Origin of the sequence: Arenimonas oryziterrae DSM 21050 = YC6267 (assembly GCF_000420545.1) — a bacterium.
GTDB classification, from domain to species: Bacteria; Pseudomonadota; Gammaproteobacteria; order Xanthomonadales; family Xanthomonadaceae; genus Arenimonas; species Arenimonas oryziterrae.
The window spans coordinates 100314-126092 of the sequence record NZ_ATVD01000002.1; the positions used below are offsets into that span (position 1 = coordinate 100314).

25 protein-coding genes and 1 other RNA gene are annotated in these 25779 nt (G+C 64.8%); 11 read left to right on the forward strand and 15 right to left on the reverse strand.

Translation table 11 applies throughout. The features are described 5' to 3' along the window. Position 1 precedes the first annotated feature (1 nt). From greA to hrcA, 8 genes are all read right to left on the reverse strand, one after another. Positions 2-481 (reverse strand): transcription elongation factor GreA, encoded by a 480-nt coding sequence (gene greA, locus G467_RS0105240; RefSeq protein ID WP_022968683.1) that lies wholly within the window; start codon positions 479-481, stop codon positions 2-4. Then, positions 478-3720, reverse strand: a complete 3243-nt coding sequence (carB, locus tag G467_RS0105245; RefSeq protein ID WP_022968684.1) for a carbamoyl-phosphate synthase large subunit — start codon at positions 3718-3720, stop codon at positions 478-480. The genes greA and carB overlap by 4 nt, the downstream gene beginning before the upstream one ends. A gap of 1 nt (position 3721) precedes the next feature. Further along, positions 3722-4843 carry a glutamine-hydrolyzing carbamoyl-phosphate synthase small subunit gene (gene carA / locus G467_RS0105250; RefSeq protein WP_026802385.1) on the reverse strand — a complete coding sequence of 374 codons (1122 nt, stop codon included), beginning with the start codon at positions 4841-4843 and terminating at the stop codon, positions 3722-3724. Positions 4844-5037: 194 nt separating this feature from the next. Continuing rightward, positions 5038-5757, reverse strand: coding sequence for a 4-hydroxy-tetrahydrodipicolinate reductase (gene dapB / locus G467_RS15525; RefSeq protein ID WP_022968686.1), 720 nt, complete (start codon positions 5755-5757; stop codon positions 5038-5040). A gap of 53 nt (positions 5758-5810) precedes the next feature. Continuing rightward, on the reverse strand, positions 5811-6944 hold the full coding sequence (gene dnaJ, locus G467_RS0105260) for a molecular chaperone DnaJ (protein WP_022968687.1): 1134 nt from the start codon (positions 6942-6944) through the stop codon (positions 5811-5813). Positions 6945-7054: 110 nt separating this feature from the next. After that, positions 7055-8971 (reverse strand): molecular chaperone DnaK, encoded by a 1917-nt coding sequence (gene dnaK, locus G467_RS0105265; protein WP_022968688.1) that lies wholly within the window; start codon positions 8969-8971, stop codon positions 7055-7057. Positions 8972-9081: 110 nt separating this feature from the next. Next, positions 9082-9600, reverse strand: coding sequence for a nucleotide exchange factor GrpE (gene grpE / locus G467_RS0105270; protein WP_022968689.1), 519 nt, complete (start codon positions 9598-9600; stop codon positions 9082-9084). A 104-nt stretch (positions 9601-9704) separates the two neighbouring features. Beyond that, positions 9705-10760: a heat-inducible transcriptional repressor HrcA gene (gene hrcA / locus G467_RS0105275; protein WP_022968690.1), complete on the reverse strand. Its 1056-nt coding sequence runs from the start codon at positions 10758-10760 to the stop codon at positions 9705-9707. 139 nt (positions 10761-10899) lie between these two features. On the opposite strand from hrcA, the gene recN reads away from it, so the two are divergent. Next, positions 10900-12573: a DNA repair protein RecN gene (recN, locus tag G467_RS0105280; protein WP_022968691.1), complete on the forward strand. Its 1674-nt coding sequence runs from the start codon at positions 10900-10902 to the stop codon at positions 12571-12573. A 21-nt stretch (positions 12574-12594) separates the two neighbouring features. On the opposite strand, the gene fur is transcribed toward recN, so the two are convergent. Beyond that, positions 12595-13002: a ferric iron uptake transcriptional regulator gene (fur, locus tag G467_RS0105285; RefSeq protein WP_022968692.1), complete on the reverse strand. Its 408-nt coding sequence runs from the start codon at positions 13000-13002 to the stop codon at positions 12595-12597. A gap of 91 nt (positions 13003-13093) precedes the next feature. Here fur and G467_RS0105290 point away from each other — a divergent pair, with 91 nt between their 5' ends. Continuing rightward, positions 13094-13483 (forward strand): outer membrane protein assembly factor BamE, encoded by a 390-nt coding sequence (locus G467_RS0105290; protein ID WP_026802386.1) that lies wholly within the window; start codon positions 13094-13096, stop codon positions 13481-13483. A 33-nt stretch (positions 13484-13516) separates the two neighbouring features. Here G467_RS0105290 and G467_RS0105295 read toward each other — a convergent pair whose 3' ends face one another. Continuing rightward, positions 13517-13816, reverse strand: coding sequence for an RnfH family protein (locus tag G467_RS0105295; protein ID WP_022968694.1), 300 nt, complete (start codon positions 13814-13816; stop codon positions 13517-13519). 2 nt (positions 13817-13818) lie between these two features. After that, the gene (locus G467_RS0105300) at positions 13819-14250 is read right to left on the reverse strand and encodes a type II toxin-antitoxin system RatA family toxin (protein ID WP_026802388.1); all 432 of its coding nucleotides are present in this window, start codon (positions 14248-14250) and stop codon (positions 13819-13821) included. A 67-nt stretch (positions 14251-14317) separates the two neighbouring features. Between G467_RS0105300 and smpB the strand changes: the two genes are divergently transcribed. The 9 genes from smpB (at position 14318) to G467_RS15535 (ending at position 23061) form a co-directional block, all read left to right on the forward strand. Further along, the gene (gene smpB / locus G467_RS0105305; RefSeq protein ID WP_026802389.1) at positions 14318-14818 is read left to right on the forward strand and encodes an SsrA-binding protein SmpB; all 501 of its coding nucleotides are present in this window, start codon (positions 14318-14320) and stop codon (positions 14816-14818) included. A gap of 30 nt (positions 14819-14848) precedes the next feature. Continuing rightward, entirely contained in the window at positions 14849-15913 is a 1065-nt protein-coding gene (locus G467_RS0105310; RefSeq protein ID WP_022968696.1) for an alpha/beta fold hydrolase, read from the forward strand. Further along, positions 15894-16259, forward strand: a complete 366-nt coding sequence (locus tag G467_RS17375; RefSeq protein WP_081644581.1) for a DUF805 domain-containing protein — start codon at positions 15894-15896, stop codon at positions 16257-16259. Before G467_RS0105310 ends, G467_RS17375 begins: the two co-directional genes overlap by 20 nt. Positions 16260-16269: 10 nt before the next feature. Further along, positions 16270-18492, forward strand: coding sequence for an FAD-binding protein (locus G467_RS0105320; RefSeq protein ID WP_022968698.1), 2223 nt, complete (start codon positions 16270-16272; stop codon positions 18490-18492). Position 18493: 1 nt separating this feature from the next. Next, positions 18494-19558 (forward strand): hypothetical protein, encoded by a 1065-nt coding sequence (locus tag G467_RS0105325; protein ID WP_022968699.1) that lies wholly within the window; start codon positions 18494-18496, stop codon positions 19556-19558. 145 nt (positions 19559-19703) lie between these two features. After that, positions 19704-20056, forward strand: a transfer-messenger RNA (tmRNA) gene (gene ssrA / locus G467_RS17780). A gap of 130 nt (positions 20057-20186) precedes the next feature. Continuing rightward, positions 20187-20660, forward strand: a complete 474-nt coding sequence (locus tag G467_RS18010; RefSeq protein ID WP_155844836.1) for an SEL1-like repeat protein — start codon at positions 20187-20189, stop codon at positions 20658-20660. A 170-nt stretch (positions 20661-20830) separates the two neighbouring features. Then, positions 20831-21184 carry an STY0301 family protein gene (locus tag G467_RS18495; protein WP_425386825.1) on the forward strand — a complete coding sequence of 118 codons (354 nt, stop codon included), beginning with the start codon at positions 20831-20833 and terminating at the stop codon, positions 21182-21184. Between the two features lie 248 nt (positions 21185-21432). Next, the gene (locus tag G467_RS15535; RefSeq protein ID WP_022968701.1) at positions 21433-23061 is read left to right on the forward strand and encodes a S8 family serine peptidase; all 1629 of its coding nucleotides are present in this window, start codon (positions 21433-21435) and stop codon (positions 23059-23061) included. Positions 23062-23137: 76 nt separating this feature from the next. On the opposite strand, the gene G467_RS0105340 is transcribed toward G467_RS15535, so the two are convergent. The 4 genes from G467_RS0105340 to G467_RS0105355 all read right to left on the reverse strand — a co-directional run bounded on the left by G467_RS0105340 (position 23138) and on the right by G467_RS0105355 (position 25772). Next, positions 23138-23458 (reverse strand): hypothetical protein, encoded by a 321-nt coding sequence (locus tag G467_RS0105340; protein WP_022968702.1) that lies wholly within the window; start codon positions 23456-23458, stop codon positions 23138-23140. After that, complete coding sequence (locus tag G467_RS0105345) at positions 23455-23832, reverse strand: phage holin family protein (RefSeq protein ID WP_022968703.1); 378 nt, start codon at positions 23830-23832, stop codon at positions 23455-23457. Before G467_RS0105345 ends, G467_RS0105340 begins: the two co-directional genes overlap by 4 nt. A 30-nt stretch (positions 23833-23862) precedes the next feature. Further along, on the reverse strand, positions 23863-24174 hold the full coding sequence (locus G467_RS0105350; RefSeq protein WP_022968704.1) for an ElaB/YgaM/YqjD family protein: 312 nt from the start codon (positions 24172-24174) through the stop codon (positions 23863-23865). Between the two features lie 236 nt (positions 24175-24410). Beyond that, complete coding sequence (locus G467_RS0105355; protein WP_022968705.1) at positions 24411-25772, reverse strand: NAD-dependent succinate-semialdehyde dehydrogenase; 1362 nt, start codon at positions 25770-25772, stop codon at positions 24411-24413. Positions 25773-25779: the final 7 nt, after the last annotated feature.

The following is a 25779-nucleotide window of genomic DNA, read 5'->3' on the forward strand; positions in this document are numbered from 1 at the left end:
CTCAGCCGATGTAGCGCACCGTGAGGATGTCGTACTCGCGCTGGCCACCGGGCGCTTCGATGGTGATCGTATCGCCCTGGTGTTTGCCGATCATCGCGCGCGCAATCGGCGAAGAAATCGAGATCTTGCCCTGCTTGATGTCCGATTCCAGGTCGCCGACGATCTGGTAGGTCACTTCTTCGTCGCTCTCGGACGCGCCCAGCTCCACGGTGGCGCCGAACACGACGCGATCGCCGGCATTGAGCGTGGCGACGTCGATCAGCTGGCAGTGCGACAGCACGTATTCCAGCTCCTGGATGCGGCCTTCGATGAAACCCTGCTGTTCGCGGGCGGCGTGGTACTCGGCGTTTTCCTTGAGATCGCCGTGCGCGCGGGCCTCGGCGATCGCATTGATCACCGCCGGGCGCTTGACCGACTTGAGGTTCTCGAGCTCTTCGCGCAGACGCTGGGCGCCCTGGGTGGTGAGAGGAGCGATGCTCATCCTTGAAGTTCCTTGTGCAATTCCTGCAGCGACCAGACGCGCGGGTGGTTACGGGTGTCGATCGCCTGAATCAGCGCGCGCGCACCCGGGATGGTGGTGGAATACGTTACCCGATGCTGCAGCGCTTCGCGACGGATCGAGAAGGAGTCGGCGATCGCCTGCTTGCCTTCCGTGGTGTTGACGATATAGACGATGTCGCCGTTCTTGATCAGGTCGACGATATGCGGGCGGCCTTCGATGACCTTGTTGATGCGCGCGCATTCGATGCCCTGCTCGCCCAGGTAGGTCGCGGTGCCGCTGGTGGCCACGAGGGTGTAGCCGCGGCTGACCAGCAGTTTCGCGACATCGGCGACACGCGGCTTGTCGCCATCGCGCACCGAAATGAACACCTGACCGACCTGCGGCGCCTTGATGTTGGCCGCTTCTTCCGCGCGCCCGAACGCTTCCTCGAACGTACGGCCGACGCCCATGACTTCGCCCGTGGAGCGCATTTCCGGGCCGAGGATCGGGTCGACGCCCTGGAACTTGGCGAACGGGAATACCGCTTCCTTGACCGAGTAGTACGCGGGAATGATCTCGCGCGTCTTGCCCTGCGCCGCCAGCGACTGGCCGACCATGCAACGCGCGGCGATCTTGGCCAGCGGCGAGCCAATGGCTTTCGACACGAAAGGCACCGTGCGCGAAGCACGCGGGTTGACCTCCAGCACGAAGATGGTTTCGCCACCTTGCGCGTCGAACTGGATCGCGAACTGCGCGTTCATCAGGCCGACGACCTTGAGCTCGCGCGCCATCATCGTCATCTGCTCGCGCAGCTGGTCCTGGATCTCGACGCTCAGCGTGTACGGCGGCAGCGAGCAGGACGAATCGCCCGAGTGCACGCCGGCTTCCTCGATGTGCTCCATGATGCCGCCGATCAGCACGCCGCCTTCGGCGTCGGCGATCACGTCGACGTCGACCTCGACGGCGTTGTCGAGGAAGCGGTCGAGCAGGACCGGCGAATCGTTGGACACCTGCACCGCTTCGCGGATGTAGCGCGACAGGTCCTCGTCGGAATAGACGATTTCCATCGCGCGACCGCCGAGCACGTAGCTCGGACGCACGACCAGCGGATAGCCGATGGCCTTGGCGTGCGCGAGTGCTTCTTCCGGCGTACGCGCCGTGCGATTGGGCGGCTGACGCAGGCCGAGGCGTTCGATGAGCTGCTGGAAGCGCTCACGGTCTTCGGCCAGGTCAATCGAATCGGGCGAAGTGCCGATGATGGGTGCGCCCGCGGCTTCCAGCGCGCGCGCGAGCTTGAGCGGCGTCTGGCCGCCGTACTGCACGATCACGCCTTCGGGTTTCTCGACATCGATGATCTCGAGCACGTCCTCGAGCGTCAGCGGTTCGAAGTACAGGCGATCGGAGGTGTCGAAGTCGGTCGACACGGTCTCCGGATTGCAGTTGACCATGATGGTCTCGTAGCCGTCCTCGCGCAGAGCCAGCGCGGCATGCACGCAGCAATAGTCGAACTCGATGCCCTGGCCGATGCGGTTGGGACCGCCGCCGAGCACCATGATCTTCTTGCGATCGGTCGGCAGAGCCTCGCATTCGTCCTCGTAGGTCGAATACAGGTAGGCCGTCGACGTCGCGAACTCCGCCGCGCAGGAATCGACGCGCTTGTACACCGGGCGCACGTTGAACGCGCGACGCAGCGCGCGCACGGCCGATTCGTCGGTGCCGGTGAGCTGGGCGATGCGCATGTCGGAGAAACCCTTGCGCTTGAACTGGCGCAGGCGCTTGGCGTCGAGGCCGGCGAGGCCGTCGTGGTGCATCTGGCCTTCGATCGCGACGAGCTCTTCGATCTGGTCGAGGAACCACGGATCGATGAAGCTGAGCTTGAACACGTCGTCGACCGACAGGCCGGCGCGGAAGGCTTCGGCAACCTGGAACAGACGCTCCGGACCGGGCTCCTTCAGATCGCGCTTGATGCGCAGCAGGCCGTCTTCGCCCTGGGCCGCCGCACCGGTGGGGTCGAGACCGACCTTGCCGATCTCGAGGCCGCGCAGCGCCTTCTGCAGCGATTCCTGGAAGGTGCGGCCCATCGCCATGACTTCGCCGACCGACTTCATCTGCGTGGTCAGGCGCGCATCGGCCGCCGGGAACTTCTCGAATGCGAAGCGCGGAATCTTGGTGACGACGTAGTCGATACTCGGCTCGAACGAGGCCGGGGTGACGCCGCCGGTGATCTCGTTGCGCAACTCGTCGAGCGTGAAGCCCACGGCGAGTTTCGCCGCGACCTTGGCGATCGGGAAACCGGTGGCCTTGGACGCCAGCGCCGACGAGCGCGACACGCGCGGGTTCATCTCGATGACGACGACGCGACCGTCCTGGGCATTGATGCCGAACTGCACGTTCGAGCCGCCGGTGTCGACGCCGATCTTGCGCAGCACCGCGATCGAGGCATCGCGCAGGCGCTGGTATTCCTTGTCGGTGAGCGTCTGCGCCGGCGCGACAGTGATCGAGTCGCCGGTATGCACGCCCATCGGATCGAGATTCTCGATCGAGCACACGATGATGCAGTTGTCCGCCGTGTCGCGGACGACTTCCATCTCGAATTCTTTCCAGCCCAGCACGGATTCCTCAACCAGCACTTCGCTGGTCGGCGACAGATCCAGGCCGCGCTTGACGATCTCGATGAGTTCTTCGCGGTTGTACGCGATGCCGCCGCCGCTGCCGCCCAGCGTGAAGCTCGGGCGGATGATGGTCGGGTAACCGACGCGGGTCTGGATCTCGATCGCCTGCTCGAGCGTACGCGCGACTTCGGCTTTCGGGCATTCCAGGCCGATTTCCTTCATCGCGACGCGGAACAGCTCGCGGTCCTCGGCCATGCGGATCGCTTCGCGCGAGGCGCCGATGAGTTCGACGCCGTATTTCTCCAGCGTGCCGGCATCGGCCATGTCCAGGGCGCAGTTCAGCGCGGTCTGGCCGCCCATCGTCGGCAGCAGCGCGTCGGGCTTTTCCTTGGCGATGATGCGTTCGACCGTGGCCGGATTGATCGGCTCGATGTAGACGGCGTCGGCCATGTCCGGGTCGGTCATGATCGTCGCGGGATTGGAGTTCACCAGGATGACCCGGTACCCCTCTTCGCGCAGCGCCTTGCAGGCTTGCGCGCCGGAGTAATCGAACTCGCAGGCCTGGCCGATGACGATCGGGCCGGCGCCGATGATCAGGATGCTCTTGATGTCAGTACGTTTTGGCATCTCAGCGTGCCTCCATGATCTGGATGAAGCGGTCGAACAGCGGCGATACGTCGTGCGGACCGGGACTGGCTTCCGGATGACCCTGGAAGCTGAAGGCGGGCGCGTCGGTCAGGGCGATGCCCTGGTTGGAGCCATCGAACAGCGAGCGATGCGTCACCCGCACGTTCGCCGGCAGCGTGCTCTCGTCGATCGCGAAGCCGTGGTTCTGGCTGGTGATCATCACGCGACCGATATCGAGATCGATGACCGGGTGGTTGGCGCCGTGATGACCGAACTTCATCTTCATCGTCTGCGCGCCGGCCGCGAGGCCGAGCAGCTGATGACCCAGACAGATGCCGAAGGTCGGAATCTTCGCAGCGAGGAATTCCTTGATCGCCGCGATCGCGTAGTCGCAGGGCGCCGGATCGCCGGGGCCGTTGGACAGGAACACGCCGTCGGGTTTTTCCGCGAGCACCTGCGCGGACGGCGTCTGCGCCGGAACGACGGTGACCTTGCAGCCGCGTTCGGCAAGCATGCGCAGGATGTTGCGCTTCACGCCGAAGTCGTAGGCGATGACGTGGAACTTGGCGTCAGCGCGCACGAACTCGTTGCGGTCCAGATCGAGCTGGCCTTCGGTCCAGACGTAACGCTCGCGCGTGCAGACTTCCTTGGCCAGGTCCATGCCCTTGAGACCGGGGAACTTGCGCGCGGCCTCGATCGCCTTGTCGACGTCGATGTCGCCGGCCATGAGCGCGCCGTTCTGCGCACCGCGATCACGCAGCAGACGGGTCAGCTTGCGGGTGTCGATATCGGCGATCGCGACCACGCCGCGCGCGGCGAGCCATTCGGGCAAGGCGACCTGGCTGCGCCAGTTGCTGGGACGACGCGGCACATCGCGCACGATCAGGCCGGAGGCATACACCTCGCCCGATTCGTCGTCCTGACTGGTGCAGCCGGTGTTGCCGATATGCGGGTAGGTCAGCGTGATCAGCTGCCGGGCATAGGACGGATCGGTGAGGATTTCCTGGTAACCGGTCAGCGCGGTGTTGAACACCACTTCGCCGACGGAAAGGCCGGGCGCGCCTACGGAAATGCCCTCGAATACGGTGCCGTCTTCGAGTGCAAGGATCGCGGTTTGGGTCACGGGAACTCGCCTTGTCTGGGTGAACCGCCCCGGTCCACCGGGCTGCGGCAGACCGCGAACGAGGCAGGAGGCCAAGTTCGTGGGGGATAGGGGTTCAGGCGAGCGGGAATTCTAGCCGTCGAGGCCGAATCTGTCCACGGAAAAAACGTCCCCGACGCGGGTGCGGACGCGCAAATGCCGCCAGGACGCGGGCCTCAGCTCGCGAAGATCAGATCGGCGAGTCGATAGTTGCCGGCTGCCCGGCCGCGGAGATGCGCCGCGGCCGACAATGCCCCGCGCGCGAAAATGTCGCGGTTCGTGGCCCGGTGCGTGAGTTCGATGCGCTCGCCCGGGCCGCTGAATTGCACCGTGTGTTCGCCGACGATGTCGCCGGCACGCAAGGACGCATAGTGCGGCGGCGACCCGCGCCCGTCCGCGACGGCGGCGCCCAAGGTTAGTGCCGTGCCGGACGGCGCGTCTTTCTTGTGGATGTGATGCGCTTCGATGACATCGGCATCCCAGCCCGACAAGGCGCGTGCGGCGCGGCGCGACAATTCTTCCAGGACGACGACACCGAGACTGAAGTTCGATGCCCACAGCACCGGAATCACCTGACCGGCGGCATCGAGCGTCTCGCGCTGTCCGTCCGACAGGCCGGTCGTACCGCTGACCAATGCAGCTCCGCGCACGACGCACGCCGCGAGCAGGGAATCAAAACCCTCGGGCAAACTGAAATCGATCGCGATGTCGAAAGCCGGACAACGCGCGAGATCGGCACTCGCGAAAACCGGCACCGCCACGCCGTCGATGGCGCGACCGGAATGCGATACCGCGGCGACCACGCTCAACGCGGGGTTTTCCCGCGCCAGGCGCAGCAAGGCCAGGCCCATGCGGCCGCTGGCGCCGTGGATGAGAACGCGGAGGGGATCGGTCATGGCCGCAGGCTAGCGGCCGGAAGCCGGTCTGCGCAAGCCTCGCGCGAACGCGCTTACGAGGTCATGCGATCCCAGAAAGCCTTCACGCCATCGAGGAAGCCGCTGGAGCGTGGCGAATGCCGTGCGCCCTCCTCGCCTTCGAACGTCGACTCGAAGTCCTTGAGCAGCTCGCGCTGCCGCGCGGTGAGGTTGACCGGCGTTTCCACAACCACCCGGCATAGCAGGTCGCCGGTGCCGTGGCTGCGCACGGACTTCACGCCTTTGCCGCGCAGACGGAACAGCTTTCCGGTCTGCGTTTCCAGCGGCACCTTGATCAGGGCCTCGCCATCGAGCGTCGGCACGACGACATCGGCACCGAGCGCGGCCTGCGCGAAACGGATCGGCACTTCGCAGTACAGATCGTCGCCGTCGCGCTTGAAGATGTCGTGTTCGCGGACCTGCACTTCCACGTACAGATCGCCGGCCTGGGCACCGGCCGGACCGGCCTCGCCCTCGCCTTGCAGGCGGATGCGGTCGCCGTTGTCGACGCCCGCGGGGATTTTCACCGCCAGCACTTTCTCGTCCTGCAGACGGCCGTTGCCGTGGCAGTTCTTGCAGGGTTTGGCGATCGTCTGGCCGCGGCCGCCGCAGGACGGGCACGGCTGCTGCACCGAGAAGATGCCGCGCTGCATGCGCACCTGGCCGCGACCGGCACAGGTTTTGCAGGTTTCGACCTTGCCGTCTTCCGAGCCCGAACCGCTGCAGGGTTTGCAGGCCACAAGCGTCGGCACTTCGATCTGCTTCTCGACGCCGAACACGGCTTCTTCGAGGTCGAGCTCGATGACGTAACGCAGGTCGGCGCCGCGGCGCGGACCGCGCTGCTGACGTCCGCCACCAAAAATGTCGCCGAAGATGTCGCCGAAAATATCGTTGACGTCGCCGAAGCCCGGACCCGGGCCGCCGCCACCGCCGCCCATGCCGTGTTCGAACGCGGCATGGCCATGCTGGTCGTAAGCGCGGCGTTTGCCGCCGTCGGACAGGACTTCGTAGGCTTCCTTGGCTTCCTTGAAACTCGCCTCGGCCTGCTTGTCATCCGGATTGCGATCGGGATGGTGCTTTTGCGCGGCGCGACGGTACGCCTTCTTGATTTCGTCCTCGTTGGCATTCTTCGCCAGGCCGAGAACCTCGTAATAGTCACGCTTGCTCATCAAAAATCCCCGATCGCCATCACGCTGCTGCCCGTGTTGAGCGGCCCAAAGGGTCCGCTCGAACACGGGCAGTTATTCCGCGCGCGGGGACCGCGCGCAGGAATAACCACTTATTTCTGGTCGTCCTTGACCTCGGTGAACTCGGCGTCCACCACGTCTTCGGCCTTGCCCGCGGGTTCGCCGGCCGGACCGGCGTCGCCGCCGCCCTGCCCGCCCTGCGCTGCGGCATGCAGCGACTGGCTCGCCTGCTGCAGCGCATTGGTCTTGGCTTCGATCTGACCCTTGTCGTCGCCCTTCATCGCAGTCTCGAGCTCGGACAGCGCGGTTTCGATCGCGGCCAGCTGTTCGCCGGCGACTTTCGAACCATGCTCCTTGATCGCGCTGCGGGTAGCGTGGATCAGGCCGTCGGCCGCGTTGCGCGCGGTGACCAGCTCATGGAACTTCTTGTCTTCCTCGCGATTGGCTTCGGCGTCGCGCACCATCTGCTGGATTTCTTCCTCGCTCAAGCCCGAACCGGCCTTGATCTCGATGCGCTGTTCCTTGCCGTTCTTCTTGTCCTTGGCCGAGACGTGCAGGATGCCGTTGGCGTCGATGTCGAAGGACACCTCGACCTGCGGCATGCCGCGCGGCGCCGGATCGATACCGGAAAGATCGAACTTGGCCAGCGACTTGTTGTACCGGGCCTGTTCGCGCTCGCCCTGCAGCACATGCACGGTGACGGCGGACTGGTTGTCCTCGGCGGTCGAGAAGGTCTGTGCGGCCTTGGTCGGGATGGTCGTGTTCTTTTCGATGATCTTGGTGAACACGCCGCCCATGGTCTCGATGCCCAGGCTCAGCGGGGTCACGTCGAGCAGCAGCACGTCCTTGACGGTACCGGCGAGCACGCCGCCCTGCACGGCCGCGCCGATGGCGACGGCTTCGTCGGGGTTCACGTCCTTGCGCGGTTCCTTGCCGAAGAACTCGGCGACGGCCGCCTGCACTTTCGGCATGCGGGTCTGACCGCCGACCAGGATCACTTCGGTGATCGCGCTCGCGCTCAGGCCCGAATCCTTCAGGGCGATGCGGCAGGGCTCGATCGTCTTCTTGACCAGATCATCGACCAGGGCTTCGAGCTTGGCGCGGGTGAGCTTGATGTTCAGGTGCTTGGGACCCGAGGCATCGGCGGTGACGTACGGCAGGTTCACATCGGTCTGCTGCGAGGTCGACAGCTCGATCTTCGCGCGCTCGGCCGCGTCCTTCAGGCGCTGCAGGGCCAGCGGATCCTTGCGCAGGTCGATGCCCTGCTCCTTCTGGAACTCGTCGACCAGGAAGTCGATGACGCGCTTGTCGAAGTCTTCGCCGCCCAGGAAGGTATCGCCATTGGTGGCCAGCACTTCGAACTGCTTCTCGCCGTCGATTTCGGCGATCTCGATGATCGACACGTCGAAGGTGCCGCCGCCGAGATCGTAGACCGCGATCTTGCGGTCGCCGCCCTTTTTGTCGAGGCCATAGGCCAGCGCGGCCGCGGTCGGCTCGTTGATGATGCGCTTGACGTCGAGACCGGCGATGCGGCCGGCGTCCTTGGTTGCCTGGCGCTGGCTGTCGTTGAAGTAAGCCGGCACCGTGATCACGGCTTCGGTGACCGTCTCGCCCAGATAGGCTTCGGCGGTCTTCTTCATTTTCTCAAGCACCTTGGCCGAGATTTCCTGCGGCGCCATCTTCTTGCCGTCGCTGGTCTGCACCCAGGCGTCGCCGTTGTCGTGCGCGAGGATGCCGTACGGCACCAGGTCGAGGTCCTTCTTGACTTCCGCGTCGGAGAATTTGCGGCCGATGAGGCGCTTCACCGCGTAGAAGGTGTTCTTGGGATTGGTGACCGCCTGACGCTTGGCCGAGGCGCCGACGATGACTTCGCCGTCCTTGGTGAACGCGACGATCGACGGCGTGGTGCGGTCGCCCTCGGAATTCTCGATGACCTTGGCGACGCCGCCTTCCATGACCGCGACGCAGCTGTTGGTCGTGCCCAGGTCGATACCGATGATCTTGCCCATTGTGATTCTCCGTGTTTCTTGCGACCGGCTGAGCCGTGCCGCGATTCAAATGCCTGAGGCCTATTTGGTGGCCATCATTCCGTTTTCAAGACGCTGTATTGCGAATTCGTTCAATCCCGGGCGACGACGACCAGGGCCGGCCGCAAGAGGCGCTCGTTGAGCAGGTAGCCCTTCTGGAACACCTGCACCACGCTGCCGGGCGCCGCGTCGGGCGCATCGGCCTGGCTGATGGCCTGGTGGTGATCGGGGTTGAAGGGCTGGCCGACCGGATCGATGCGGGTCAGACCGTTGTCGCCGGCCACCTTGAGCAGTTGCTTGAGCGTGAGGTCCAGGCCGTCGCGCAGGGGGCCGGCGTCGGGGCCAGCCGCGGTGAGTCCGGCATCGAGGCTGTCGAACACCGGCAGCAATTCGGCCAGCAGACGTTCGTTGGCGAACTTGCGCGCCATGTCGACGTCGCGCGCCAGACGCTTGCGCTGGTTGTCGAGCTCGGCGCGCTCGCGCAGGGTTTCTTCCTTAAGGGCCACGATGGTCGCGCGCAACTGGTCGAGCTCGGCTGCGAGCAGCTCGTTCTCGGACACGCTGCCGTCTTGAGGCGCTTCGGCGCCTGGCTGGGAGTTTTCCGTATGCATGGTCTTCCTGCTGACTGGGATCTGCGATCCGCCCGCGCTGCGGGGGTCGGCAAATCTATGGGGCCTGGGGGGCCGGTTTCAAGCTTTTTCTTCGCCGGATGCGCTCAGATCGTCGGCGATTCGGGGTCGAACGCCGCGCCCAGCAGGTCGGCCGTGGCCTGGACCATGGGAATGACGCGCTCGTAGGCCATGCGGGTCGGTCCGATGACCCCCAGAACGCCCAGGACCTTGCCCTGGCTGGCATAGGGCGCTGTGATGACGGTACAGGCCTCCAGCGGCGCCAGGCCGCTTTCCTCGCCGATGAAGACCCGGACGCCGGGCGCGTTGGTGCAGCGCTCCAGCAGGGCCAGGATCTCGCGTTTGCGGGAAAAGGCCTCGAACAGCTCGCGCAGGCGCTCCATGTCGGACAGCTCCTGCAGCCCCATGAGCCGGGTCTGGCCGGCGAGCAGCATGTCTTCGGTCCCGCTGCGCTGGTCCGCGCCGGACAGGGCCTGCTCGGACAACTCCACGGCGGCCGACAGCACGCGCTCCATCTCGCTGCGGGTATCGCGCAGCTCGCGCAGCAGGGTGGTACGGATATCGGCCAGCGGTCGGCCGGCAAAATGGGCATTGAGGTAGTTGGCGCTCTGCTCGAGTTCGCTCGGCGTATACGCCCGGCGGGTCTGGATGATGCGGTTCTGCACCTCGTTGTCGGTGAACACGAGGATGACCAGCACCCGGTGCCCGTCCAGGGGCACGAAATCGATGTGCTTGAACGCGAACGCCGCGCGCTGCGGCACGGTGACCACGCCCACGAACTGACTCATCGCCGACAGCAGCTCGGACGCATTGGCCAGCAGGGCCTGGGTGCCGACCCCGACCGGCATGCTCGAGCGCAGGCGGTCGAGATCGGGATCGGCGAGCGGCTGCATCTGCAGCAGCGAATCGACGAAGACCCGGTAGCCCTGCGCGGTCGGAATGCGCCCGGCCGAGGTATGCGGTGCGGCGAGCAGTCCGATTTCCTCCAGGTCGGCCATGACGTTGCGAATCGTCGCCGGACTCACGTCCAGGCCCGACTGTTTGGCCAAAGTGCGGCTGCCCACGGGCTCGCCATCGCGGATGTGCTGGGCGATCAGGGTACGAAGCAGGCGGCGGGCGCGCGGGTCGAGAGGCAGACTCATGCCTCATAGATTAGGCCGCGCGGGGGATGACGCAAGCGCCGAGAAGACCCTTCCGATCGCCGCCGTCTCAGCTTTTCGGACAGGGGGCTGAGAAATTGTCCGAACGAACCCCGCTCCGTTTCAGGCAAAATCGCGCCCAATGCTCAATCACCTCACCTTGAAAGACTTCGCCGTCGTCAGCGCCTCGGAATTGGCCTTCGGCCAGGGCCTGACTGCGGTGTCCGGCGAAACCGGCGCCGGCAAATCGCTGATCGTCGACGCCCTGCTGTGGCTCACCGGCACGCGGGCGGACGCCGGCATCGTCCGGCATGGCGCCGAGCGGGCCGAGCTGGCGGCCGAATTCGGCCTGCACGATGCCCCGGATGCGGCCGCCTGGCTACGCGACAACGACCTCGACGACGCCGACGGCTGCCAGTTGCGCCGTGTCATCCGTGCCGACGGCGGCTCCCGGGCCTGGATCAACGGGCGCCCGGCCACCCTCGCCCAGCTGTCCGAGCTCGGCGGCTTGCTGGTCGAAATCCACGGCCAGCACGAACACCAGGCCCTGCTCGAACGCGGCCATCAGCTGGGTCTGCTCGATGCTTTCGGCCAGCACGAGCCGCGCCTGGCCGAGGTGCGCACCCTGGCGCAGGCCTGGGCCGAGCTGGACCGGGAAATCACCGAAATTTCGCGCGCGGGCGATGTCGCCGACCGCATCGGCTACCTCGAGCACCAACTCGGCGAACTGGGCAAGGAAAATCTCGAGGTGTCGGACATCGACGAGATGCTCGGCGCGCACCGGCGCCAGTCGCATGCCGCCAGCCTGCTCTCCGGCTACGACCTCGCGCTGACCCGCCTGGCGGGCGACGACGGCCTGTCCGTGACCCGCGGCCTGCGCCAGGTCGCCGGCGAACTGGCCCGGCATGTCGACGCCGAACCGCGCCTGGCCGAGATCGTGAGCCTGTTCGAATCGGCGGAAATACAGCTCGCCGAAGCGGCGAGCAGCCTCGAGCGCCTGCGCGACGATCTCGACCTCGATCCGCAGCATCTGCAGCAGCTCGAGTCGCGCATGGCGCGTCTGCACGATCTCGCGCGCAAGCACCGCGTGCCGCTCAATGAACTCGCGCATCGTCGCGATGCGATCACCGCCGAACTCGATGCGCTGCGCCACGCCAGCGAGCGCAGCGACTCCCTGTTCGCCGAACGCGAAGCCGCCGGTCAACGCTGGCAGGCGGCCGCCGAAAAACTCAGCGCCGCGCGTATCGCGACAGCCAAACGCATCGGCAAGGCCGTCTCCGCCTTGATGGGCGAATTGGGCATGGCAGGCGGGGTTTTCGCGGTGGAATTGACACCGCAGGATTCGCCCAAGCCGCATGTACTCGGTGCCGAACGCTGCGAATTCCTGGTCTCGGCCAACCCCGGACAGCCGCCGCGCGCGCTGCGCAAGGTCGCCTCGGGTGGCGAGCTGGCGCGCATCAGCCTGGCGATCGAAGTCGCGGCCCTGGGCCTGGATTCGGTGCCGACGATGATTTTCGACGAAGTCGACACCGGCATCGGCGGCGCAGTCGCCGAAGTCGTCGGCCAGAAGCTGCGAACCCTCGGGAAAACGCGACAAGTGCTGTGCGTGACCCATCTGCCGCAGGTCGCGGCGCAGGGCCATCATCATTTCCAGGTCAACAAGGCCGTCAACGGCAGCGCCACCTACAGCGCGGTCTCGGTGCTCGACGACAAGGCGCGCATCGAAGAACTCGCGCGCATGCTCGGCGGCGTGGAAATCACCAAGGAAACCCGCGCGAACGCCAAGCAGATGCTCGGCAAGGCGCAATCCGCCTAGACGCGGACGGGTGGCAGGCGATTACTTCTTTTTCTTGGGCCGCACATAGAGCACGAGGCTGTGCTCTTCGATCACGTAGCCATGCTTGTCGGCGATCTGCTTTTGCAGCATCTCGATTTCCGGGCTGGTGAACTCGATGACCTTGCCCGTTTCCATGTCGACCATGTGGTCGTGGTGCTGGCCACGGTCCATCTCGTACACCGCCTGGCCGCCCTCGAAGTTGTGCTTGAGCACGAGGCCGGCGGCTTCGAACTGGGTCAGGACGCGATAAACCGTCGCCAGGCCGATGTCCTCGCCGCTGTTGAGCAGCTCGCGATAGATGTCTTCGGCCGAGAGGTGGCGGATGCTGGTGGTTTCCAGCAGCTCCAGAATTCGGATTCGGGGGTGGGTGACCTTCAGGCCAACCTTGCGCAGATCCTGCGATTCCATGAATCTTCCGCTCCCATGCAACTTATCGGGCCGACGCCGGTCGGTGCTTGGTGTATTATCGCCCGGCTACCCTCCTTTGACTATGCTCACGATGCGCAAGGCTCTCCTTCTCATTCTCTCGGCCGTGCTGGTTTCCGGCTGCAACTGGGTTTACCGCCAGCCCGTGTACCAGGGCAACCTGCTCGAACAGAAATACGTCGAGCAGCTCAAGGAAGGCATGAGCCGTCAGCAGGTGGAAACCCTGCTCGGTACGCCGCCGGTGTCCGATCCCTTCCACCAGGAACGCTGGGACTACGTCGCGACGGAGCGCTACAAGCGCAACCCGACCGAGGTGAAAAACCTCACCGTCTGGTTCGAAAACGATCAGGTCAGCAAGTGGGAGGGCGAATATTTCCCGGACCACAACGAAGCGCTGCTGCGCCAGGCGCAGAAGTTCGGCAATCTGCCCAAGGACAAGGACAAGGACAAGAAAGGCCGCTGATCGCGCGTCTTTCGTCCGGGTCTGAAAACGCCGCTATTCGCGGCGTTTTTCTTTTCCGCCGGCACGTTCGCGGCGCGCCTGCTTGGGATCGGTGCGCAGTGCGCGCACCAGCTCGATGCGGTCGCCGTCGTGCAGGACCGTTTCGGAGGTCGCCGGTCGGCTGAAAATCGCCAGAGCGACCGTGGCCTCGCGCCAGCCGGGCACTTTCGCGTCCAGATCGGCGTGTGCCAACGCCTCGCCGACGGTGGCGCCGGCCGGCAGGTCGAGCGGCACGTGCCAGGCGCGGTCGGGCAAGGCGAAAACCACTTCGATGCGCAGACGGGGCGCGTCCATGCTCAGTCGTCGCTGCGGTTGGCTTCGCGGCAGAAATCGTCGACCAGACGGTCCGCCAATCCCTGGAAACCCAGGGCCAGCGCCGAGCCCACGAGCTTCCCGGCGACGTCGAATTCCATGCTGAGGCTGACTTTGCACGCGTCCTCGGCCAGGGAATGGAACACCCACAGACCGCTGAACTTGCGGAACGGTCCTTCTTCGAGCATCAGTTCGATGCGGGTCGGCGGCGTCAGCGAATTGCGGGTGGTGAAACCGATGCGCAGCCCGGCCACGCGCAGGTCCAGGCGCGCGAGCATGTGATCTTCGGACTGTTCGATGACTTCGGACGACTCGCACCAGCTGAAACGGCGCGGATAGGCGGCGACATCGTTGACGAGGCCGTACATGCGCGCCGCCGAATGCCGCACCAGCGCGTGTCGGTGGATGCTCGTCATGCCCCTGTCCCCATCAAAGGTTCCCTGCCCGGCCGCGCATCGGCGACAATGGGTGCAAGGAAACTCCATGTCCAATAAGAAAGAAGCCAAGAATAGCGCAGGCACCCAGGGCAAGACGATTGCCCTGAACCGCTCTGCGCGCCACGATTACCACCTCGAAGCCCGCTACGAGGCCGGTATCTCCCTGCTTGGCTGGGAGCTCAAGTCCATCCGCGCCGGCCGCCTGAACATGGGCGACAGCTATGCGATGGTCAAGAACGGCGAAATCTTCCTGTTCGGCTCGCAGATCACGCCGCTGATCTCGGCCTCGACCCACGTCATCCCCGACGATCGCCGTACGCGCAAGCTGCTGCTGCACCGTGCGGAGATCGATCGCCTGGTCGGCAAGGTCGAACGCGAGGGCTACACCTTGATTCCCACCGCCTGCTACTGGTCGGGTAACAAGGTCAAGCTCGAACTGGCGCTGGCGAAAGGCAAGCAGGCCCACGACAAGCGCCAGGCCAGCAAGGACGCGGACTGGGCGCGCGAGAAGCAGCGCACGATGCGTCGACACAACAAGAACGCCTGACGCCGGGCCAAAAATCATGCGGGCAGCCCAATGAAACCTTCGCTCCCCGTTCTCGTCCTGCGCTGGAGTTTCCGTTTGCTGCTCGGCGGCGTGATGGTGATCGCGCTCGTGCTGCTCGCTTTCCGCTGGCAGGCGCAGCAGCGCGAAGTGCGTGATCCGCAGACATCCGCGCCGGCAACTGGGCGTTTCGTCGATGCCGCCGGCCTGCATTTTTTTGTCCAGGAAGCAGGACCGATGCAGGGTCCGGTCGTCGTTTTCATCCATGGCACCGGTGCCTGGAGCGAGACCTGGCGCGAATCGATGCAGACCGCCGCGGCGGCCGGATATCGCGCCATCGCGCTGGACGTACCGCCTTTCGGCTATTCGCAACGTCCCGCCGACGGCGACTATTCGCGTGCGGCGCAGGCCCGTCGAATCTTGGGCGTGCTCGATGCGCTGAAGATCGACCGGGTCGTGCTCGTCGGTCATTCGTTCGGCGCCGGGGCCACGATGGAGACGGTCTTCCTTGCTCCCGAACGCGTGCGCGGTGTCGTGCTGGTCGACGCGGCGCTGGCACTGACGCGCGATCCCGACGCCGATCCCGAGGGCCCGTGGGCCTTGCGCGCCTTTCTCGCCGCCGCCCCCGTACGCGATGCCGTGGTCGCCAGTCTGCTGACCAATCCCGACTACACCGAGCGTCTGCTGCAGAAATTCGTCCACGACCCGCAGGCCGCCACGCCGGCGCGCGTGCAGGTCTACCAGCAGCCGCTCGCGCTCGCAGGAAGCACCTCCGCGGTGGGCCAATGGCTGCCGACGCTGCTGCTCCCGGGACCGCCATCGAAGAGCGACGACGCAGACGCCTACCGGACACTGCGCCTGCCGGTGCGATTGATCTGGGGCGACCAAGACGACATCACGCCGCTCGCACAGGGCCGGCAGATCGAGACCCTCGTGCCCGGCGCGCATCTGGTGTCGCTGCCCGGGATCGGACATATTCCGCAGATCGAAGACAGCCCGCATTTCCGCACCGTCCTGCTCGAACAGCTGCAAGCGATCGTGCCGTCCGCCCCTCCCGCCAGCGAGCCCCTGCCGACCGATGCCCTCCTCTCTCATTGATGCTCTGGCTTCGTTGCGCGGCCGGCTTCCGCGGCTGCGTTTCTGCTACCTGTTCCTGGCCCTGATCGCAGCGTTCGTGCTGTCGTTCGTCGGACTCGAGAATCTGCTCGGACGCGCCAGCACGTGGGTCCTGTATCCGCCGGCGTTCTGGATCGCCCTGTCGTTGACGACGCGGCGCTACCACGACCTCAACAAGCGCGCGTGGTGGCTGCTCGTGCTGCTCATTCCCCTGCTCGGTCCGATCTGGGTGGGCTTCGAGCTGTTCCTGCGTCGCGGCACGACCGGCGACAACCGCTTCGGTCGCGACCGCCTGTCCGCCGTGCACGACTATCACGTGGTCAAGTGAGACGCGGACCATGGACAGCAATCCGCTGATCATCAACGACGTCACCGGCCTCAACCCGGTGGCGGTCTGGGCCATCGTCAAACCGGCCTCCGTCGCCGAAGTGCAGGAAGCAGTACGGCGTGCGTCCGGACCGATCTCGATCGGCGGCGGACGTTTCAGCATGGGCGGACAGACCGCGAGCCCGGGCAGCCTGCATGTCGACATGCGCGGCATGAACCGCATCGTCGCGTTCTGGCCGATGGAACGACGCATTCGCGTGCAGGCCGGCATTCGCTGGTGCGACATCCAGAAGTTCGTCGATCCGCACGATCTTTCGGTCAAGATCATGCAGAGCTACGCCAATTTCACTGTCGGCGGCTCGCTGGGCGTGAATGTGCATGGCCGTTACATGGGCCTCGGCCCACTGATCCTGTCGGTGCGCGCGATCTCGCTGGTGTTGGCCAATGGCGAACGCGTCGAAGCCAGCCCGAGCGAAAACAGCGAGCTGTTCTACGGGGTGATCGGCGGCTACGGCGGCCTGGGCATCGTCGTGGAAGCCGAACTCGAGCTCGCCCCGAACGTACGCATGGAGCGCGTCTCGCAGAAGATGCCGGTCGGCGACTATCTCGCGCACTTCCGCAAATCCGTGCGCAATTCCTCCGACGCGATTTACCACAACGCCGACATCTATCCGCCGCACTACGGCTCGGTGCGTTCGGTGACATGGCGCGAGACCGACAAACCGGTCACCGAGCCACGCCGTTTGATGCCGGCCAAACCCGATTATCCGCTGGAAAAATATTTCCTCTGGGCGATGACCGAAACCCCCTGGGGCAAATGGCGTCGCGAATTCCTCATCGACCCGCTGTTGTTCGCGACCGGCAAGGTCTGCTGGCGCAATTTCGAGGCCGGCTACAACGTCGCCGAGCTCGAGCCCGCCTCGCGCCGTTTCAGCACCTACGTGCTGCAGGAATACTTCGTTCCCTACGAGCGCTTCGACGAATTCGTGGCGAAGATGGCCGAGATCCTCCGCCGCCATCGCGTGAACATGCTCAATATTTCCGTGCGGCATGCGGTCGCCGACCCGGGCTCGCTGATGGCCTGGGCACGCCAGGAGTGTTTTGCGTTCGTGCTCTATTACAAGCAGCGCACGCGCGCGAACGCCCGCCATCGCGTCGCCGTCTGGACGCGCGAGCTGATCGAAGCCGCGATAGCACTGGGCGGCAGCCACTACTTGCCGTATCAGGCGCATGCGACGTCCGAACAATTCCATCGCGCCTACCCGCGCGCGCACGAGCTGTTCGCGCTCAAGCGCCGCCTCGACCCCGATTTCCGTTTCCGCAACGTGATCTGGGACCAGTATTACGCGCCGACATTGGCGCCGCAGGAAGACCGACCCATGGCGACGAACTCCGAGTTCCACACCGTCTACAACGACACCGCCGGGCACGACGGTTTTTATCGCTTCCTGCAGAACGTGTACCGCTTGTATCCGGAGGACCGCTTCCACACGCTGATCAAGGACGCGGTGGGCCGGCATGGCGACGACGAGAGCATCTATCGCGACCTGCAGACCCGGCTGCCGGGCATCAAGCCCTTCCTCGCCGACCTGTTCTATGCCCTGCCCTCGCTGAAAAAGCAGAAGCAGGAAATGACCCGGCAGACCCTGGCGATCCTCGGCACGCGGCGGAAGTTCGACGGCTACGTGGAAATCGGCACGACCGGCCGCTACGTGAAGAGCCTGCGCAAGGCGTTGGATCTGAGCGGCCCGGTGCATCTGGTCAACGATGTCGCCCCGGGCAATTCGCCAGTCGACCTCATCGAGCGCGGACAACTGGGTCAGGCCGGCGCCTTCACGATGATGGACTACCGCGCGATTCCGGCCAGTGCTGTGCCCGATGCCAGCGCCGATCTGGTGACCTGCTACATCGGCCTGCATCATTGCCCGCCAGACACGCTGGAGGAGTTCGCCGCCTCGATCGCGCGCATGCTGCGCCCCAGCGGTGTCTTCATCCTGCGCGACCACGAAGTCGATTCGCCGCAGATGAATGCCTTCGTGTCGCTGGCACACACCGTCTTCAATGCCGGCCTCGGCGTGCCCTGGGAAACCAATCAGGCCGAGCTGCGTTTCTTCGCGCCGCTGCAGCGCTGGATCGACCTGCTGGCGCGGCATGGACTGCGCGACAGCGGTCAGCGCCTGCTGCAGGCCAACGATCCTTCGATCAATACGCTGCTGATGTTCACCAAGGACTGACATGGCGACTTCGATGCGCGCGCGGCGGTGGTCGGCGGCTTGGCTGCTGCTGTGTCTGGCCGGTTTCGCCGCCGCGGTCGTGCCGGCGGCGCCGACCCAGATGACGCCGGAAGCGGACCGGCGCGGTGAAGACCAGACCTTTCTCACCTATCCCGAGTGGTTTCTGGTCTACAGCCCGGACGAATTCGCCGATTTCCTGAAAGCCGGGAAGAATCCCAGCGAGTTTCCCTTCATCGGCCATCTGCAGCAGTTCTGGCAGGCCTACGGCGCGATCTATCGCATCACCGGCGACCGCTATGACTTCAATGGCGAATACCACACGATGATCGGCGTGATCGGCGTGAGCACGACGCTCGAATACGGACTGAAATCCGCCTACGAAACCGTGGTCGGTCGGGTGACCGAACTCACGGCGGGCGGCACCGCGACCGAAGAAGACCGCCTGGCGGCGGAAGTCGCGCGCGACTACGTGGATTTTCTCGCGCTGCAGCCCTGGTACGAATACGATTTTTCCGCGCGGCTCAAGCAGGTATGGACGGACACGCCCTGGGTCGGCCCGAACATGCTGCGCAAATGGGAACGCAAGTACTGGCTGACCAGCGAGTACGCCGGCAAGGCGATCTACGGCTGGCTGATCGGCAAGGCGACGCGGTCGAGCTTCGAGAAACCGAAACTGGAGACCGTGGCTTGGGTGGACGGTTTTCCCGCGGAGTCGACCGGCCTGCCATCGGACCTGCGCGTGATTCGCCGCGAAGCTGACGGACATGCGCTGATCGCACTGCCGCGCTATGCACCATTCACGACCGAATCGCTGCAGCTGGCGCAACGCGGCGTACGTTTCGAGGAGATCGCCGGTAATCGGGACGCCATCCTGATCACGGTCATCGCCCCGGGCGACTGGCGCGCGCCGGACCGCTGGCCGTATCGGGTGCTGTTCCTGCAGCCGGTGCTCACGCGCGCCAACCAGCAACGTCTGGCGGTGGTGGTGCCGGTGAAGGATCTGGACCGCGCCTTGCTGGAACTGGCGCAGGCGCCGTATCGCCTCGAGCACGTCTACGACTATTGAGGGACAGCTGACTCCCTCTCCCGCTTGCGGGACGACCGAAGGGAGTGCAGAGCTGAGGGCCAGGGTGAGGGCAGCCTCACCTTGATGTACCCGCGCTCCACCCCCATACTGTGATCGTCGGTAGATTCAAGATTTCCGTGTTTCCGGGGGTGTCCTGGCTTCGACGGGGGTCGCAAAGTCGACTGGCGCATGCCGAGGGGGCGACTGTCCTCGTTAATCCAGTAGCAAACTTTAGTTGCCAACGACGACAACTACGCTCTCGCCGCTTAAGGCGTAAGCCCCGAACCCACTTGTGCCCGTGCTCGTGGATGTAGGGTCATTATCACGGAACCAGCTGGGGCGGCGACCCGCCAACCCCAGCCTAAACTTAGCGGGTGTGTCTGACGGTGTGCTTCGCACGTCGTGTTTCCGTCAGGCGAGATCTAACGGCGAGCTAAGCATGTAGTGCCGGAGATGGAGTGCTCTCGGACGCGGGTTCAACTCCCGCCACCTCCACCAACAAAGACGAAGGGCCGCGCAAGCGGCCCTTTTTCTTTGCCTCTGGATATCGGCGTCCCTATCGAGACGATGTAGCCGCAAAAAATGTACCCTGATCCTGGTACGAACCAGCTTAAGTTCAGGAAGAAGCATGCGAATTCAGTCCGCCTCAGCAATCCTGGCAGTGATAGCCATTGCGTTGGCGCAAACCGGATGTTCGGAGCCCCAATCTCAAGTTGACGGCGCACGACAATGGAGTTGCTACAAGGTTTCGGAGTCTGGCTCGACGAAAGCGGGTTTTCCTCAATCAGAAGACAAGCAGCGCCTGGCTCTGTCGGGAGACAAGGATGCTGCGTTTGATCTTGCACGGGAAGCGATGAATGTCAGCCCGCCGCTTTCCAGGTGCTGGTTGGTTGTTGCCTCCGAGAACGGCCACGCGATTGCGCAATACAACCTATGGGCAACATTGCGGCACAGCTCGGATAGCAGAGACATGTCGAGAGCCGTCTTTTGGCTCGATAAATCTGCGGATCAAGGCTTCGACAGGGCAGTAAACGACCGGAAAATTTCTGAGCTCTGGATTCGATCCGTAAAGGCAGGAAGGCCAAGTAAATACCGTGAATAGGGGAGCCCACTGCTTGTTTCACGACGCGACATGAAGACCACCCAGGTCCAACACGAAGACAAAGTTGCTCTGGCCCCGTTGCCGTACCTATCTAACCCGTAGATCCACAGGGTCCGGTAGGCAAATTCCTTCTCAGCCGCGCTTAGGTGATGCTCATGCCCCTGATCTTCATGTCTCTCGCATTGGCCACCAACCTGGCCTGCCCCGCTAGCATCACCGATCGCCAAGAAGCGCACTCCATTCCATCTGGCTGGAAGGCACAATCGAGTTCCGGCCCCAGGCTGCTTCGTAATGTGGATGTATACAGCGGCCTCCCAAAGCGAAACTTCCTACTTGTCGGGTCGGATGTACCTTCAAACATAACGGTCTGGACTTTCTCAGGACAGCAAGACATTTGGGTGGAGTGCAGGTACGAAAACTCGGCGATTGTGTTGACCAGAAACATGGGAAAGATAAAGAAGTGCAACCTGACGCCGCGAAAAGGAGGCAGCTTGGAAGGGGCGAAATTTTCATGCTCGCGATAGTTGGCATGAAATCTCACCCATTTCGGACTTCAGGGGCGACAGGAACCCTGTTTCACGCGGAACTACCCGCCCCCCCTCGCAAGAAACGAAGGGCCGCGCAAGCGGCCCTTTTTCTTTGCACGTGGAAAACCCCGGACGCTTGCTGGCATTCGGCGCACCTTCGTCCCAAACCGGTTGCTGTCGGTGCGCAGGCCATCTAGGTTTCCTTGTTTGCGTTGCGCCCAACCAACCACTCGGGGAAAACCAAGATGAAAAAGACGCTGCCTTGCCTGCCGCTGCTGCTCGCGGCTTTCGCCGCCAACGCCGTGTACGCGCCGCCGACCCTGGCCTGCCGGGACGGCGGCGGCACCGAACCGACGATGGTCAAACGCTATGTCGTGCGCTTCCGGGCGCCGTCGACGAGCGCCACGACCGATGCCCAGCAAGCGCAGACCCTGTCCCAGTTCACCGCCGGCTTCGGCGCCCGGGCGCAATGGGTGCGCCGCACCGCGGGCGGCGCGAACGTGATCCGTTTCCTCGGCAGCGATCCGGACGCCGTCGCCCAGGCCCTCGAGCAGCTCGCACAGCGCTCCGACGTCGCCTACGTCGTCGAAGACAAGCTCGTGTCCGCGGCCGTTGTACCCAATGACCCGATGTATTCGCAGCTGTGGGGCCTGACCGCCACGCCCTCGGGCATTTCGGCGCCGAGTGCCTGGAATCGCGGCACCGGCACCGGCGCGGTAATCGCGGTGCTGGACACGGGTATCACCGCGCATCCCGATCTCAACGCCAACCGGCTCGCGGGCGGTTACGACTTCGTGTCGACACAGACATCGGGCAATGACGGCAACGGTCGCGATGCCGATGCGAGCGATCCGGGCGACTACTACACCCTCAACTGCGAAATGATTTCCTCGTCCTGGCATGGCACGCATGTCTCGGGCACGGCGGCCGCCGTCGGCAACAACGCCATCGGCGTGGTCGGTGTCGCCTACGGCGCGAAGATCCTGCCCGTGCGCGTCCTGGGCGGCGGTGGCGGAACCATGGCCGATGTGGCCGACGGCATCATCTGGGCCGCCGGCGGCGCCGTTCCCGGCGTTCCGCTCAATCCCACGCCGGCCACGGTCATCAACATGAGTCTGGCCGGGTTCTCCAGTTGCGGTCCGGTCGAGCAGGAAGCAATCGACTTCGCCATCAATGCCGGCATTCCGGTCGTGGTCGCGGCAGGCAACTGGAACACCGACGCGAGCCAGTTCAGCCCGGGCAATTGCAATGGCGTCATTACCGTCGGCGCAACGACCAACACCGGTGCGCGCGCGAGCTTCAGCAACTACGGCCCGCTGGTGGAAATTTCGGCCCCGGGCGTGGACATCCTGTCGACGCGCAACTCCGGCACGACCTACCCGGCGACGCCCACCTATTCGCTGCTCTCGGGCACCAGCATGGCGACGCCGCAGGTCGCTGGCGTGGTTGCGCTGATGCAGTCGATTTACCCGCGAACGCCGCGACAGATCACCCAGATCCTGCAGCTGACGGCCAAGCCTTTGCCGGTCGGCTGCGCCCCGGGTTGCGGCGCCGGCATCGTCAATGCCGATGCGGCCGCCACCGCAGCCGCGACGTGGCCGGCGGTGCTGTTCCATCCCGAGCGCACGTCGGCCTGCAGTTCGTCCGTGGTGATGTACACCACGAACAACACCTCGGTCGATCCCGATGACGCGATCGTGAGCGTGCTTTGGGACTACGGCGACGGCCGCACCTCGACCGACTGGTCGCCAACAATCAAGTACCCCAATGCCTCACCGAACACGCGTCGTATCACCCTGACGGTCACCGATGCGGCCGGCCACTCCTTCAGCGATGCGATCGATGTGGACACCCATTTCAGCTGCACGCTCTAGACGTCAACGCATCGCGCGACGCAACAGGAAAGGGCCGCGCAAGCGGCCCTTTCTTCGACAGGTCGATGGCGATGAATCAGTCGTGTTGGCGCCGGCGCCGTTTGACGAAGATCGCGCTCAGCCGCTGCGCGATCCGCCATCCGGCCAGGGCCAGCGGCACGGCCTTGATGATCCAGTTCAGGCGCGTCGCGGAGAACATCGCCGCGAGGCTGCCCAGTCCACCGGCGCCGGCTCCGGCGCCGAACATGCCCAGCAGCGCCGGCACACGCTGCAGATGGGTCATCGGATCACGCAGTTCGCGCAGGTTGGCGACGACCTCCAGACGATGCGACTCCGCCTCGAGCCGCAACAGCTTCTTGCGCAGATCGCGCTGCGACAGGCGGGCGTTGTCTGTCATGGCAGCAGGCGCTCCCGGTCGCGGCGCAGTTCGTCGAGCGTCATCGCGAACGGGGCCGGATCGTTCTTCATGCCCTGCCAGACAAAGGCCAGGCAACCCGCGCCGAGGATCAGGAAACCCGCACCGAGCCCGATCACCGCAACCAGTCGATAGGCCGGATCGATCATCAGCACCACGCCCAGCGCCACGGTCAGCAGGCACAGCAGGATCGCGCCTGCACCGAGAATCGACAGCACCAGGGTCTTGATCAGACGCTCGCGCGCCTCCTCGACCTCGATGCTGAAGATGCCCAGATGCGACTGCAGCAAGCCCAGAAGGCTCGCCACCAGGCGTTGCAGCGGACCGGGCGCCGGCTTGGCGGGCGCGTCAGTCACGGGAAACCTGCGCTGATTTCAAGACCGGGCTCAGCGGCGCGAAACCAGCATGCCCACCAGGAAACCGACGCCGACAGCGACGCCGATCGACTGCCACGGATTCTCGTGCACGTATTCGTCGGTGGCCTTGGCGGCGACCTTGGCCTTGTTGGCGACCAGCTGCTCGGTTTCGATGAGCTTGGCCTTGACGTTCTGCAGATTCGACGCGATGCGCTCGCGCAATTCGCGCGCCATCTCGCCGCCCTCGCTGGCGACATCCTTGATCATGGCTTCCGTATCGGCCAGCACATCCTGCAGGTCGGCCATCAGCTCTTCCTGGTCGGCTCTCGTTGCCTTTGCCATTTCAATACTCCTCGGGGGTGGTGATTGACGATGCTCGCCGGGCGAGTGGGACCAGTATAGGTCCCGAGCCCGCCGGCCATGCAACCTGGATATGAAGCGTCGGACTTCCTTGCACTATGCCCGCCAAGATCATGCGCCCGCCTCACGACAGCGGTTTTACCGTCGCAGATTGCACGGCGATTCAAAACCCGTCGCGACTATCCCAACCGGCGCTAAACGCAGGCGCCGGAAATCACTCAATCGACGTAGACGGTTTTGATGTTCATGAACTCGTGGATGCCGTGCTCGGCCAACTCACGACCGAAACCAGAAGCCTTGGTACCTCCAAACGGCAAACGCACGTCACTGCGGACGATCGCGTTGACGAAGCAGGCGCCGGCACGCAGCTGCCGGGCGACGGCTTCGCCGCGCGCCTTGTCGGTCGTCCACACGCTCGCGCCCAGGCCAAAGCTGGTGTCGTTGGCCACGCGCACGGCCTCGGCATCGTCGCGGACACGCAGGATACTCGCGACCGGACCGAACAGTTCCTCGCTGTAGGCCGGCATGCCCGGCTGGACGAAGTCGAGAATCGACGCCGGATAATGCGAGGCGCCCTGCCCCGGCGCGCAGCCAAGCAGGGGCTTGGCGCCGGCGGCGATGCTCTTGCTCACCTGGCCATGCAGCTCGTCGCGCAGGTCGGCACGCACCATCGGGGCGAGCGTGGTCGCGGCGTCGTTCGGGTCACCGACCTGCAGCTTGCGGCTGGCTTCGACGAAACGTTGCACGAAGGCGTCGGCGATCTTCTCGGTAACGATGAAGCGCTTGGCCGCGATGCAGGTCTGGCCGGCATTGCCGAAGCGCGAGCTGACCGCCATCGGCACGGTTTTGTCGAGGTCGGCATCGTCGAGCACGACGAAAGGATCGCTGCCGCCGAGCTCAAGCACGCATTTCTTGAGGTTCTGGCCGGCGGTCGAAGCGACCGAGCGCCCCGCCTTATCGCTGCCGGTCAAGGTGACGGCATGCACGCGCGGGTCGGCGATGACCTTGGCCGCCATGGCATTGTCGATATGCAGTACGCCGAGCACGCCCTCGGGAATGCCCGCACGCTGCACCATCTCGGCGATGACGTCGGCGCAACGCGGCACGTTGGTCGCATGCTTGAGCAAGGCGACGTTGCCGGCCATCAGGCCCGGCACCAGGAAGCGGAATACCTGCCAGATTGGGAAATTCCACGGCATGACCGCGAATACGCAGCCCAGCGGCTCGTAGGTGACGTAGCTGCGCACGGCCTCGGTCTTGATCGGCTGGTCGGCCAGGTAGTCGGCCGCGTGGGCGGCATAGTAGTCGCAGGCGCCGGCGCATTTCTCGACTTCGGCAAGCGCTTCGCGACGAAGCTTGCCCATCTCGGCGGACATGATGCCGGCGATGCGCTCGCGGTGTTCGCGCAACTGCGCGCCGACCTTGACCACGAAGGCGCCGCGCTCGGCCAACGGCAGCGCCGACCAGGCCGGAAACGCCGTCTGCGAACGGGCAAGAATGACCTCGACCGCCGCCGCGTCGATGTAGTCGTAGCGATAGTCGACCTGCCCGGTCCAGGGATTGGTGATTTCAACTGTCATGACACCC

Excerpts from the sequence above, each read along its gene's own strand:
- greA (WP_022968683.1), bottom strand. The coding sequence starts at position 481 with ATGAGCATCGCTCCTCTCACCACCCAGGGCGCCCAGCGTCTGCGCGAA.
- carB (WP_022968684.1), bottom strand. The coding sequence starts at position 3,720 with ATGCCAAAACGTACTGACATCAAGAGCATCCTGATCATCGGCGCCGGC.
- dapB (WP_022968686.1), bottom strand. The coding sequence starts at position 5,757 with ATGACCGATCCCCTCCGCGTTCTCATCCACGGCGCCAGCGGCCGCATG.
- dnaJ (WP_022968687.1), bottom strand. The coding sequence starts at position 6,944 with ATGAGCAAGCGTGACTATTACGAGGTTCTCGGCCTGGCGAAGAATGCC.
- dnaK (WP_022968688.1), bottom strand. The coding sequence starts at position 8,971 with ATGGGCAAGATCATCGGTATCGACCTGGGCACGACCAACAGCTGCGTC.
- grpE (WP_022968689.1), bottom strand. The coding sequence starts at position 9,600 with ATGCATACGGAAAACTCCCAGCCAGGCGCCGAAGCGCCTCAAGACGGC.
- hrcA (WP_022968690.1), bottom strand. The coding sequence starts at position 10,760 with ATGAGTCTGCCTCTCGACCCGCGCGCCCGCCGCCTGCTTCGTACCCTG.
- recN (WP_022968691.1), top strand. The coding sequence starts at position 10,900 with ATGCTCAATCACCTCACCTTGAAAGACTTCGCCGTCGTCAGCGCCTCG.
- fur (WP_022968692.1), bottom strand. The coding sequence starts at position 13,002 with ATGGAATCGCAGGATCTGCGCAAGGTTGGCCTGAAGGTCACCCACCCC.
- G467_RS0105290 (WP_026802386.1), top strand. The coding sequence starts at position 13,094 with ATGCGCAAGGCTCTCCTTCTCATTCTCTCGGCCGTGCTGGTTTCCGGC.
- G467_RS0105295 (WP_022968694.1), bottom strand. The coding sequence starts at position 13,816 with ATGGACGCGCCCCGTCTGCGCATCGAAGTGGTTTTCGCCTTGCCCGAC.
- G467_RS0105300 (WP_026802388.1), bottom strand. The coding sequence starts at position 14,250 with ATGACGAGCATCCACCGACACGCGCTGGTGCGGCATTCGGCGGCGCGC.
- smpB (WP_026802389.1), top strand. The coding sequence starts at position 14,318 with ATGTCCAATAAGAAAGAAGCCAAGAATAGCGCAGGCACCCAGGGCAAG.
- G467_RS0105310 (WP_022968696.1), top strand. The coding sequence starts at position 14,849 with ATGAAACCTTCGCTCCCCGTTCTCGTCCTGCGCTGGAGTTTCCGTTTG.
- G467_RS17375 (WP_081644581.1), top strand. The coding sequence starts at position 15,894 with ATGCCCTCCTCTCTCATTGATGCTCTGGCTTCGTTGCGCGGCCGGCTT.
- G467_RS0105320 (WP_022968698.1), top strand. The coding sequence starts at position 16,270 with ATGGACAGCAATCCGCTGATCATCAACGACGTCACCGGCCTCAACCCG.
- G467_RS0105325 (WP_022968699.1), top strand. The coding sequence starts at position 18,494 with ATGGCGACTTCGATGCGCGCGCGGCGGTGGTCGGCGGCTTGGCTGCTG.
- G467_RS18010 (WP_155844836.1), top strand. The coding sequence starts at position 20,187 with ATGCGAATTCAGTCCGCCTCAGCAATCCTGGCAGTGATAGCCATTGCG.
- G467_RS18495 (WP_425386825.1), top strand. The coding sequence starts at position 20,831 with ATGTCTCTCGCATTGGCCACCAACCTGGCCTGCCCCGCTAGCATCACC.
- G467_RS15535 (WP_022968701.1), top strand. The coding sequence starts at position 21,433 with ATGAAAAAGACGCTGCCTTGCCTGCCGCTGCTGCTCGCGGCTTTCGCC.
- G467_RS0105340 (WP_022968702.1), bottom strand. The coding sequence starts at position 23,458 with ATGACAGACAACGCCCGCCTGTCGCAGCGCGATCTGCGCAAGAAGCTG.
- G467_RS0105350 (WP_022968704.1), bottom strand. The coding sequence starts at position 24,174 with ATGGCAAAGGCAACGAGAGCCGACCAGGAAGAGCTGATGGCCGACCTG.
- G467_RS0105355 (WP_022968705.1), bottom strand. The coding sequence starts at position 25,772 with ATGACAGTTGAAATCACCAATCCCTGGACCGGGCAGGTCGACTATCGC.